Source organism: Variovorax sp. V93 (assembly GCF_041154485.1).
Taxonomy (GTDB): domain Bacteria; phylum Pseudomonadota; class Gammaproteobacteria; order Burkholderiales; family Burkholderiaceae_C; genus Variovorax; species Variovorax beijingensis_A.
Genome location: NZ_AP028669.1, coordinates 1,181,902 through 1,192,981, shown reverse-complemented (window position 1 = coordinate 1,192,981; position 11,080 = coordinate 1,181,902). Strand labels below are relative to the sequence as shown.

The 11,080-nt window shown below is 67.1% G+C and carries 9 protein-coding genes; 5 read left to right on the top strand and 4 right to left on the bottom strand.

Annotated features, from left to right (window positions below; genetic code table 11):
• Positions 1-85: 85 nt before the first annotated feature.
• From ACAM54_RS05360 to groL, 5 genes are all read left to right on the top strand, one after another.
• Positions 86-1,690 carry a phospholipase D family protein gene (locus ACAM54_RS05360; RefSeq protein ID WP_369650062.1) on the top strand — a complete coding sequence of 535 codons (1,605 nt, stop codon included), beginning with the start codon at positions 86-88 and terminating at the stop codon, positions 1,688-1,690.
• A gap of 66 nt (positions 1,691-1,756) precedes the next feature.
• Entirely contained in the window at positions 1,757-3,862 is a 2,106-nt protein-coding gene (locus tag ACAM54_RS05355; RefSeq protein ID WP_369650061.1) for a TonB-dependent siderophore receptor, read from the top strand.
• A 47-nt stretch (positions 3,863-3,909) separates the two neighbouring features.
• A complete protein-coding gene (locus ACAM54_RS05350) occupies positions 3,910-4,659 on the top strand; it encodes a DUF4198 domain-containing protein (protein WP_369650060.1) in 750 nt (249 codons plus the stop codon).
• Positions 4,660-4,828: 169 nt separating this feature from the next.
• Entirely contained in the window at positions 4,829-5,119 is a 291-nt protein-coding gene (locus tag ACAM54_RS05345) for a co-chaperone GroES (protein ID WP_021005834.1), read from the top strand.
• Between the two features lie 30 nt (positions 5,120-5,149).
• Complete coding sequence (groL, locus tag ACAM54_RS05340; RefSeq protein ID WP_028259335.1) at positions 5,150-6,802, top strand: chaperonin GroEL; 1,653 nt, start codon at positions 5,150-5,152, stop codon at positions 6,800-6,802.
• Between the two features lie 153 nt (positions 6,803-6,955).
• Here groL and xylB read toward each other — a convergent pair whose 3' ends face one another.
• The 4 genes from xylB to ACAM54_RS05320 are packed head-to-tail and all read right to left on the bottom strand — an operon-like array spanning position 6,956 to position 11,077.
• Positions 6,956-8,425, bottom strand: a complete 1,470-nt coding sequence (gene xylB / locus ACAM54_RS05335) for a xylulokinase (protein WP_369650059.1) — start codon at positions 8,423-8,425, stop codon at positions 6,956-6,958.
• Between the two features lie 39 nt (positions 8,426-8,464).
• A complete protein-coding gene (locus tag ACAM54_RS05330) occupies positions 8,465-9,403 on the bottom strand; it encodes an AraC family transcriptional regulator (protein WP_192323058.1) in 939 nt (312 codons plus the stop codon).
• A 13-nt stretch (positions 9,404-9,416) separates the two neighbouring features.
• Positions 9,417-10,385, bottom strand: a complete 969-nt coding sequence (locus ACAM54_RS05325) for a carbohydrate kinase (RefSeq protein ID WP_192323059.1) — start codon at positions 10,383-10,385, stop codon at positions 9,417-9,419.
• Positions 10,386-10,405: 20 nt separating this feature from the next.
• Positions 10,406-11,077 carry a transaldolase family protein gene (locus tag ACAM54_RS05320; protein WP_369650058.1) on the bottom strand — a complete coding sequence of 224 codons (672 nt, stop codon included), beginning with the start codon at positions 11,075-11,077 and terminating at the stop codon, positions 10,406-10,408.
• Positions 11,078-11,080: the final 3 nt, after the last annotated feature.

Below are 11,080 nucleotides of genomic sequence, written 5' to 3'. Positions count from 1 at the left end.
GGCAGCGCTCGCGCCAGCGGTGCGGCGCGCCACAAGGCAAAGCGGCTACGATCCCGGCCGCACGTCGTGTGCGTCCGCAGGCCCCATGCCCGACAAGCTCATCGCCTCTTCGTTTCCTGCGCTGCGCGGCCTGGCGCTCTGGCTGGTGGCCACCGGCATCGCCTGGGTGCTCGCAGGCTGCGCCGGCCTGCCTCCGCGCACGCCCGAGCCGCCAACGCTCTCGATTGCCGCCTCCCCTTCCACCGCGCTCGGCCGCGCCGCGGCCAGCCTGGACGACGCGCACGACGGCCTGTCGAGCATCCGGCCGCTGGTGGAGGCCTCCTTTGCGCTCGATGCGCGCTTCGAGCTGATGCGGCGGGCGCAGGCCTCGCTGGACGTACAGACCTATCAGCTCGGCAACGACAAGACCGGCCGCCTGCTGCTGCGCGAATTGCGCGATGCCGCGCGGCGCGGCGTGCGGGTGCGCCTGCTGCTCGACGACTTCTACACGGCCGGCATGGACCGCCTCCTGCTCGGCCTGGCCGCGGAACCCAACGCCGAAGTCCGGCTGTTCAACCCCTTCGTGAACGCCCGCGACCATTCGGCCACGCGCTGGATGGAATTCTTCGGCGATTTCCGCCGCCTCAACCATCGCATGCACAACAAGCTCTTCGTGGCCGATGGCGCCATGGCCATTGCCGGCGGCCGCAACCTGGCCGACGAGTATTTCCTGCGCAGCGAGGGCGCCAACTTCATCGACTTCGAACTGATCATGGCCGGCCCCGTGGTTCCGGAGGCCGCCCGCATCTTCGACACCTACTGGAACAGCGACGTCGTCTACCCGCTCCAGCGGATCGCCAACGCCAGCGGCACCCCGGAGGCGCTGAAGTCCGAGTTCGAAGCCGCCACCTCGCCGACCCATGCCCCGCCGCCCGCCGCCCTGCAGGGCACCGACCTGATGGGCGATCCGCCGCTCGGCGCCCAGCTGGCCGACGTCGGCCGCATGAAGTGGATGCGCGCCGACGCCCATGCCGCGGCCGATAGCCCCAACAAGGCGCTGGGCACCCTCGCGTCCCCGGCCGAATCGCTGGCCGCGCGTTTCCATGAAATGACCGCCACGGCGCGTTCGGACGTGGTGGTGATCTCGCCCTACTTCATTCCGGGCGAGGAAGGCATGGTGCGCATCCGCGAGGGCCGGGCGCGCGGCGTGCGCATCAGTGTCATCACCAATTCGCTGGCCGACAGCGACGAGCCGCTGGTCAACATCAACTACAACCGCTATCGCGTCGACATGCTGAAGCTGGGCGTGAACCTGTACGAGGTCAGCACCCGGCAGCTCAAGCGCAACCGGCAGTTGCGCGACCTGCTCAAGAAGGCGCGCGGCCGGCTGCACGCCAAGCTCGCGCTGGTCGACCGCGAATGGGTGCTGCTGGGCTCCATGAACCTCGACCCGCGCTCGGCGCGGCTGAACACCGAGTTCGGCGTTCGCGTGCGAAGTTTCGAGCTGACCCAGGCGCTTCTCTATGCCTACCAGCTCGACGACATCGAGGGCGTCTACCGCGTCGTGCTGCTGCCCGACGGCGAGAACGTGCAATGGATAGGCACCGGCGACGTGGACAACGAGGTGCTCGACAGCGAGCCCGACTCGAGCCTGCTCACGCGGCTGCAGCTGCTGCTGTTTTCCTGGTTCGTGCCGACCGACCAGCTGTAGCGGACGTCTACAATAGGTAATGAGATTTATTCTCATTAACTATAAATAAAACGTCAACAACTTTCAATGAGATCCCGCATCCGCTCGTCACGCATCGCTTTTGCCTTGCTCCCCCTCGCTTCCATTTCCCCGCTCTCCATGGCACAAGGCACCGGCACCGGACAGCCGGACCCTGCGAGCACATCGCTGCCCGAAGTGCATGTTGTCGCCGAGCCCGAATCCGGGGGCTACAACCCCACGACCAGCAGCGGCGCCACGCGCACCAGCACGCCGCTGCGGGAGGTGCCGCAATCGGTGCGCATCGTCTCCAGCCAGCTGATCGAAGACATGGGTGCGACGCGCCTGGCCGACACGGTGGGTTTTGTCAGCGGAATCACGCGCCTCAACGACTTCGGTGGCACCTGGGACAACTTCGGCATCCGCGGGTTCAGCAGTACCGATATGGGATTCCTGGTCAACGGCTTTCCCGGATCGCGCGGCTACAACCCGCCGCGCGACACCGCCACGGTCGAGCGCTTCGAGTTCCTCAAGGGCCCGGCTTCGGCGGTCTACGGCAGCAGCGAACCCGGCGGCACCATCAACATCGTCACGAAAAAGCCGGAATTCACGCGTCGCAACACGGCCGACTTCAGCATCGGCAGCCAGGGCCTGCGCCGCAGCACGCTGGACAGCACCGGCGCGCTGAGCCAGAACGTGGCCTACCGGCTGAACCTGGCGGTGGAAGAAGGCGACAGCCGAAGCGACCTGCTGAGCAACAGGCGCACCCTGGTCGCGCCGGCGCTGACCTGGGTCATCGACGACAAGACAGTGCTCAACTACGAGTCCGAATTCCTGCGTTCGAAAACGCCGCTGGACCGCGGGCTGATCAACGTTCGCGGCCTGCTCGGAACCCTGCCGCGCGACCGGGTGCTCAACGAGCCCGGCGACGGCAACATGACGCTCACCAGCAATACCCACCAGCTCACCCTGGACCGCCAGCTGTCGGAAAACTGGCGCGCGCGCATCGGTGCGAGCTACAAGGAAAGCACCTTCTCCGGCAACTACACCGAAGCGACTTCGCTGGCCAGCGACAACCGGACGCTCAACCGCCGCGCCACCTGGCGCCAGCTGCCGTCGCGCGACACTTCTTTCCAGGCGGAGCTGGAAGGCAAGTTCACGACCGGCGCGCTGGCCCACACGCTGCTGGTCGGCGTGGAAGCCTCCAGGCTGTGGATGAACACCGAGATCCTCCGCTCGGGCAACTACCCGATCGACATCTACCAGCCTGTCTATGGCAGGCCCCGGCCACCGCTCACATCGCTCACCTCCAGTTCGGACGAGCACCAGCGCGCGAGCGCCGTTTTCCTGCAAGACCAGATCAGCCTGTCGCCGCAGTGGAAGCTGCTGGTGGGCGCCCGCTACGACCACTTCAGGCAGAGCATCGAGGACCGCGTGAACCGCAACAGCGCCCAGAAGCACGATGCCGTTTCGCCGCGCGCAGGCCTCACCTACCTGCCGAACGACTGGAGTTCCTGGTACGTCTCCGCCGGCAAATCGTTTCGCGGCAACAGCGGCACCGACAAGAACGGCCAGGCTTTCGATCCGCAGCGCTCCACCGCGCTCGAGGCCGGCGTGAAGCTGCAGACACGGGACCAGCGCCTGGGCGCCAACCTGGCCGTGTTCGACATCAAGAAGACGAACGTGCTGACGGCCAGCGACACGCCCGGCTTCTCCGTGGCGGCCGGCGAGGTCAAGAGCAGTGGCTTCGAGGCGGACGTCTATGGCCAGATCGACAGGAACTGGCGGGTGAGCGGAAATTTCGCCTACGTCGACGCCCGGATCTCGAAGGACGCAACGCTGGCGCCCGGCACACGCATCGTGAACATCCCGAAGACGAGCGCCGGCCTGTTCGCCATCCGCGAGGATGCGCTGGCCGACGGCAGCCGCTATGGGGTGGGTGCCGGCATCAACTACGTCGGCAACCGTTCGGGCAACAGCGCCGACACCTACGCGCTGCCGGCCTACACCACCGTCAAGCTGGTGAGCTTCTGGCAGATCAACAAGACCGCCCGCGTGTCGATCGACGTGCACAACCTCTTCAACCGGAACTTCTACACCGCCTCGTGGGGCAACCTGTATGTGATTCCGGGCGCCAAGCGCAGCGTCGTGGCCAGCCTGAAGCTGGACCTCTGAAGCCCGTGCATTCACCCCGTATCCGCATTTTTTCGACTGGACTCCCAATGATGAACAGGCTGCACCGGATCGCCGCCCTGGCCACGCTCGCAGCGGCGGCCGTACTTTCTTCCGCGGGCGCGCAGGCGCACGGCATCTGGTTTGCCCAGCGCTCGGGCGATCTCGCATTGATCTATGGCGAGGGCGCCGACGACCTGGATACGGTCAAGCGGCAGCCGCTGATCACCGCGGTCAGCGCCTATGACGCATACGGGAAGCCCGTGCCGACCGCCCTGGAGGTGAACGGGCGCCTGCTGCTTGTGGACACCAGGGAGAAACCCGCCATCGTCGCGGCAGTGCTCGACAACGGCATCTGGAGCAAGACGCCGGAAGGCAAATGGCTCAAGAAGGGCAAGAACGAAGTTCCCGGCGCGCTCACCAGCGGCCACAACTTCAAATATGCGGTGCATCTGCGCAGCCCGCTGCGCAATGCCTTGCCGCCGCTGCCCGGGCATGCGCTGCAGATCGTCCCGGTCGATGCCGCCCTGCCCGAGAAGCTCGGGCAAGACCTGCGCCTGCGCGTGCTCTACCAGGGCAAGCCCGTGGCGGGCGCCCTGGTGCTGAGTGATTTCGTCAACGATCCCGACGCCAGGCCCATGGAAAGCGGCGCCGACGGCAGTGTGGTCATCAAGGTGCGAAACCAGGGGCTGAACGTCGTCACCGCCCAGTGGGCCGCACCGCCGGAAGATCCCCTCAAGACCGACAAGGTGGAGCACCTGGCATCGCTCTCCTTTGTGCTGTCGCACGCGCCGGAATAGGCGGGCAGCGCCGCAGATGCGCGCCCGCGCCCTTGAAAGTCCCCCGATTGCCCTTATGATTAGCACTCGCTGCTGATGAGTGCTAACAAAGCCTCGCTTCCAGTCGATGGGCTGCCGGTCTTTCCCGCCGGCGCCCGACCACAACCCCGTTTCTTATCCAGGAGATGCAATGAAACTTCGTCCTTTGGCCGATCGCGTGATCGTCAAGCGTATCGACAGCGAAACCAAGACCGCCTCCGGCATCGTCATCCCCGACGCAGCCGCTGAAAAGCCCGATCAGGGTGAAGTCCTGGCCGTGGGCCCGGGCAAGCGCACCGACAAGGGCGACCTGACCGCACTGACCGTCAAGGTCGGCGACCGCGTCCTGTTCGGCAAGTACAGCGGCCAGACCGTCAAGGTCGATGGCGACGAACTGCTGGTCATGAAGGAAGACGACCTGTTCGCAGTCGTCGAGAAGTAATCCATCCATCCCCATTCGGAGTAATAAAACATGGCAGCAAAAGACGTAGTCTTCGGCGGTGAAGCCCGCGCACGCATGGTCGAGGGTGTCAACATCCTGGCCAACGCAGTCAAGGTGACCCTGGGCCCCAAGGGCCGCAACGTGGTGCTCGAGCGCTCGTTCGGCGCCCCCACCGTCACCAAGGACGGTGTGTCGGTCGCCAAGGAAATCGAACTCAAGGACAAGCTCCAGAACATGGGCGCCCAGCTCGTGAAGGAAGTGGCTTCCAAGACGTCGGACAACGCCGGTGACGGCACCACCACCGCGACCGTGCTGGCCCAGGCCATCGTTCGCGAAGGTTTCAAGCTGGTGGCTGCCGGCATGAACCCGATGGACCTGAAGCGCGGCATCGACAAGGCTGTCACGGCCCTGGTCGCCGAGCTGAAGAAGGCTTCGAAGCCCACCACCACGTCGAAGGAAATCGCTCAAGTCGGCTCGATCTCGGCCAACAGCGACGAAACCATCGGCAAGCTCATCGCTGACGCGATGGACAAGGTCGGCAAGGAAGGCGTGATCACCGTGGAAGACGGCAAGTCGCTGGACAGCGAGCTCGACGTCGTCGAAGGCATGCAGTTCGACCGCGGCTACCTGTCTCCCTACTTCATCAACAACCCCGAGAAGCAATCGGCGCTGTTGGACAACCCCTTCGTGCTGCTGTTCGACAAGAAGATCAGCAACATCCGCGACCTGCTCCCCACGCTGGAACAAGTCGCCAAGGCTGGCCGTCCGCTCCTGATCATTGCCGAAGAAGTCGAGGGCGAAGCCCTGGCTACCTTGGTCGTGAACACGATCCGCGGCATCCTGAAGGTCGTGGCCGTCAAGGCACCTGGCTTCGGCGACCGCCGCAAGGCCATGCTGGAAGACATCGCCATCCTGACGGGCGGCAAGGTCATCGCTGAAGAAGTGGGCCTGACGCTCGAGAAGGTGACGCTGGCCGACCTGGGCCAGGCCAAGCGCATCGAAGTGGGCAAGGAAAACACCATCATCATCGACGGTTCGGGTGCTGCAGCCGACATCGAAGCCCGCGTGAAGCAAGTGCGCGTGCAGATCGAGGAAGCCACCAGCGACTACGACCGTGAAAAGCTGCAAGAGCGCGTGGCCAAGCTGGCCGGCGGCGTTGCAGTGATCAAGGTTGGCGCTGCCACCGAAGTCGAAATGAAGGAAAAGAAGGCTCGCGTCGAAGACGCCCTGCACGCCACCCGCGCTGCAGTGGAAGAAGGCGTCGTGGCTGGCGGCGGCGTGGCTCTGCTGCGTGCCAAGCAAGCCGTGGGCGACTCGATCAAGGGCGACAACGCTGACCAGGACGCCGGCATCAAGCTGGTGCTCAAGGCCATCGAAGCACCCCTGCGCGAAATCGTGAACAACGCCGGCGGCGAAGCCTCGGTGGTGGTGAACGCGGTGTTGGCCGGCAAGGGCAACTACGGCTTCAACGCTGCGAACGACACGTACGGCGACATGCTCGAGCTGGGCATCCTGGACCCGACGAAGGTCACCCGCACCGCACTGCAGAACGCCGCCTCGGTGTCCTCGCTGCTGCTGACGACCGAAGCCATGGTCGCCGACGCACCGAAGGAAGAAGCCGGTGCTGGCGGCGGCATGCCCGACATGGGCGGCATGGGTGGCATGGGCGGCATGGGCATGTAATTGCCCACCCCCGAAGCGGCTCACTGCGTGTAGCCGCCTCCCCCTCCAGGGGGGCGACACCTGCGGACCGGCGGAGCCGGATCCGCGGTGCCTCCTGAACAAAAAAGCCCGTCTCTCGACGGGTTTTTTTATGGGCGCTTCACAATGCGGCGCTCATCGGAACTGATCGCGCAATGCTGCGTAGAGGCGCTTGAAGCGCGCATGGCGTGCCGCGTGCGCGGTGGCGCCGTCTTGCGAGGGCACGAGCCGCTGCTTCACCGGCGGCAGCGTGCACACCTCGGCCACGGTGCCTCCGTCGGCCAGCCAGGCAAGGCGAGCCGCACCCAGCGCCCCACCCGTCTCGCTGCCCGCATAGAGCGTGAGCGGCACCTCGAAGATGTCGGCCAGCAACTGCCCCCACCACACACTGCGCGCGCCGCCGCCCACCAGCGCCACTTCGCGCAGCGGCATGCCGGCCGGCAGGCGCAGGGTGTCGAAGCCGTCGCGCAACCCGAAGCTCACGCCCTCGACCACGGCATAGGCGATCTCCGCCGGACCGTGCGCATGCGTGAGCCCGAACAGCACGCCCTGCGCGTTCGGGTTGTTGTGCGGAGAACGCTCGCCCGAGAGGTACGGCAGGAACAACGGGCAACGTTCGCGCTGTGCCGGTGCAACCGACGCGGCAGCTTCGAGCAATGCCGCCTCGTCGGCGAACTTGAATGCCTTGGCGGCCCAGCTCACGGCGCTCGCGGCCGAAAGCATCACCGACATCTGGTGCCAGCGCCCGGGCAGCGCATGGCAGAAGGCGTGCATCGCCTGCGCGGGGTTGGGCAAAAAACGGTCGGTCGAGACGAACACCACGCCGGAGGTGCCGAGCGACACGAAGCCCTGCCCCGGCTCCACCAGCCCCATGCCGACGGCGCTGGCGGCGTTGTCGCCCGCGCCGCCAGCAATGAGCACGGTGCTGCTGCCCACACCCCAGCGCGCGGCCAGCTCGGGCTTGAGCCGCGCCGACACTGCACTGCCCTCGACCAGCCGCGGCATGTGGCCGCGCGTGAGCCCGGTGGCCGCGAGCAGTTCGTCGGACCAGTCGCGCGCGCCGACGTCGAGCCACAGCGTGCCGGCCGCATCGGACATTTCGCTGACGGCCTCGCCGCTGAGCATGAAGCGCAGCCAGTCTTTCGGCAACAGCACGCGCGCCACGCGCTCGAAGATGTCGGGCTCGTGCTCGCGCACCCACAGCAGCTTGGGCGCGGTGAAGCCAGGCATCGCGAGGTTGCCCGCGATCTCGCCCAGCCGCGGCACGGTACGCGCCAGCGCCTCGCACTGCGGGCCGCTGCGTCCGTCGTTCCAGAGGATGGCGGGTCGCAGCACCTCGCCGGCGGCGTCCAGCAGCGTGGCGCCATGCATCTGGCCCGACAAGCCGATGGCGCGCACGGCCGCCAGCTCCTCGGGATGCGACTTTCCGAGCGCGCGCATCGCCTCCTCGAGCGCATGCCACCATTGGCTCGGCGCCTGCTCCGACCAGAGCGGCTGCGGCCGCTCGACGGTGAGCGGCGCGCGTGCCACGCCGACGATGCGGTGATCGTCGGCGAGCAGCAGCGCCTTGAGCTCGGACGTGCCGAGGTCGAGTCCCAGATACAAGATGGTGCCCCCTGATTGCGCCTTGGAAAAAGCCTGTGGTCAGCCGAACCGCGTGTCGGCCTGGCGCCTGAACTCGCTCGGCGTCATGCCCTTGATCTCGAGGAAGCGGCGGTTGAAGTTGGCCACGTTGTTGAAGCCGACCTGATAGCAGATGTCGGTCACGTAATGGTCGGTCTGCATCAGCAGGTGGCAGGCGCTGTTGATGCGCACGCGGTTGACGAAGTCGGTGAAGCTGTTGCCGGTGGAGCGCCGGAAGAAGCGGCTGAAGCGGCTTTCGCTCATGCCCAGTTCGGCCGCCACCTCCGACATGGAAATCGGCTCCGCCATGTTGCTGGTGATGCGGTTGACGATGTCGTTGATCTGGTCGACCTGGGCGTCGCCCTCGATGCCTTGCGCGCCCTGCATCTGCACGCTCGAGAGCAGCCGGTAGTCGGTGCACTGCGCGAGGTCGGCCATGAACTCGAGGAACAGCCCGAGCCGGCGCACGCCGCGCGCGGCCTTGATGTTGTCCCAGTGCGCCTGCGCCTGCTGCGACATGCCGAAGAACTCGATGCCATGCCGCGCGCGTTCGAACAGCTGCATCACCTCGCGCAGTTCCGGAATCTCGGCCGCGGCGCGCTCGATGGGCTCGTGGCGGAACTGGATCACCCGGTCGCGTCCCGCGGCGCCGCCTTCGGGCACGTCGAGCGAGATCCAGTTGTGCGGCAGCCGCGGCCCGCACAGCACGAGGTGCCCGGGCTGGAACGGCCCGATCCAGTCGCCGATGAAGGCCTTGCCAGAGGTCTCGGTGATCAGGTGCAGCTCGTAGTCTTCATGGAAATGCCATCGCACCAGCGGGCTCGGAAAGCCGTGCGCCAGGCAGCGCACCAGGCCGGTTTCGGGGGCCTCGTAGCCCAGCGACGGCGAGCGCGCAATGTCACGCTCCAGCTCGGGTTGGCGCTGACGGGGAATCGAGCGTTTGCGTGTGGACGTTGTCATGGCAGCACGGGGGTCAGGGCCGGGAAGCGACGGCCCCATTGTCTTCCTGCGCCAGCGCGGCGTGCACCGCGTCGAGCGTGGGCGGATCGGCACCTTCGCGGGTGCAGTTGAGTGCGGCGGCGGTGGCGGCGAAGCGCATCACTTCGCGCCAGGCGTCGTCGCCCAGTTCGCCGAGCCGGGCCGGGTGCTCGACGCCGTGCGCGAGCAGCGCCACCGAGAGTCCGGCCGTGAAGGTGTCGCCCGCGCCGATGGTGTCGACCACCTGGACCTGCGGCGCCGCCACGGTGAGGGGCGCGTGCCCCGTGCGCCAAAGTGTGGCGCCCGCGCCGCCGCGCGTGACGACCACGGCGTGCGCGCCGGCCTGGAGGCATTCCGCGGCCAGCGCATCGACCGGCTGGCCGGGGGCGAGCAGTTCGGCGTCCTCGTCGCTGAGCTTGACGAGGTCGGCCATGGCGAGCCAGCCCGTCACGCGCTCGCGGTAGGCGGCCATGTCGGGAATCAGGCTGGGACGCACGTTCGGGTCGAACACGATCACGCGGCGCCCGGCGCTGGCCGTGACCAGCTCGGCAATGCGCGTGGCCGCCGGCTCCTGCAGCATCGAGATCGAGCCGAAATGAAGGAAGCGGCACTCCGCCGGCAGCTGCGGCAGCGGTTCGGGCGCCCAGGTGGCGTCGGCGCTGCCGCGCGTGTAGAAGGCATAGCGGTTGGTCCGCGGCGTGCGCTCGACGAAGGCCAGCGTCGACGGCGCATTGCTGCGCAGGATGAAGCTGGTGTCGACGCCGTTGCGTTCGAGAAAGCCCATCAGCCGTTCGCCGAACAGGTCGGTCGACAGCTGCGTGAGAAAGCCGGTGGGCTGGCCGAGGCGCGCGCAGGCCACGGCCGTGTTGAGCGGCGAGCCGCCCTCATGGCCCAGGAACGCGAGCGTGCCGGCCTCGCTGGCGGTGAAATCGATGAGGGCTTCGCCCGTGAGTGCAATGCGCATGGTGCTCGGATTTTCCTCTGTCAGGGCAAGGCGCGTGCATCGGCCAGGAAGCCGCGTTCGGCGGCCAGCGTGGCGGGATGGTCGAGCAGTTCGCCAAAGAGGCGCGGCGGGATCGTGATGGCCCCCACGCGCAGCCCCAGCAACGAGAGATACGCCTCGCGCGATCGGATACTGGCCACCAGCAGCCGCGTGCCGGACGAAGGGCGCTGCGCGACCAGCGACTGCATCTGCGCGATCAGCGCGAGCCCGTCGACACCGGCGTCCTCGAGCCGCCCGAGGTACGGCGCCGCATAGGCCGCGCCCAGTTGCGCCGCGAAGTGCGCCTGCTCGGGCGCATAGACGGCCGTCCACGTGACGGGCACGCCTTGCGCGATGAGCCGCGCGCCGGCATCGAGGCCCTGGCGCGTGGCGGGAATCTTCACGACCAGCTGGCCCCGGTCGAAGTGCGACAGCAGCGCTTGCGCGTCTTCGAGCATGCCGTCGACCTCGCTCGAATACACCTGCGCCTGCACCTGCCGCGCGCCCAGTTCGATGCAGCGTTTCAGCAAAGCGGGCACTTCGCCACGGCCGACGCCCGCACGCTGCAGCAGCGTGGGGTTGGTCGTCACGCCGTGCACTACCGGGTGCGGCAGGCAAGTCTTCAGTTCGGCCAGGTCCGCGCTGTCGAGGTACAGATGGAAGTCTTCGGTCATCAC

Bases quoted from the DNA above. Each gene is read 5' to 3' on its own strand.
- ACAM54_RS05330 (WP_192323058.1), bottom strand. From the start codon at position 9,403: ATGACAACGTCCACACGCAAACGCTCGATTCCCCGTCAGCGCCAACCC.
- groL (WP_028259335.1), top strand. From the start codon at position 5,150: ATGGCAGCAAAAGACGTAGTCTTCGGCGGTGAAGCCCGCGCACGCATG.
- ACAM54_RS05360 (WP_369650062.1), top strand. From the start codon at position 86: ATGCCCGACAAGCTCATCGCCTCTTCGTTTCCTGCGCTGCGCGGCCTG.
- ACAM54_RS05325 (WP_192323059.1), bottom strand. From the start codon at position 10,385: ATGCGCATTGCACTCACGGGCGAAGCCCTCATCGATTTCACCGCCAGC.
- ACAM54_RS05355 (WP_369650061.1), top strand. From the start codon at position 1,757: ATGAGATCCCGCATCCGCTCGTCACGCATCGCTTTTGCCTTGCTCCCC.
- ACAM54_RS05320 (WP_369650058.1), bottom strand. From the start codon at position 11,077: ATGACCGAAGACTTCCATCTGTACCTCGACAGCGCGGACCTGGCCGAA.
- ACAM54_RS05350 (WP_369650060.1), top strand. From the start codon at position 3,910: ATGATGAACAGGCTGCACCGGATCGCCGCCCTGGCCACGCTCGCAGCG.
- ACAM54_RS05345 (WP_021005834.1), top strand. From the start codon at position 4,829: ATGAAACTTCGTCCTTTGGCCGATCGCGTGATCGTCAAGCGTATCGAC.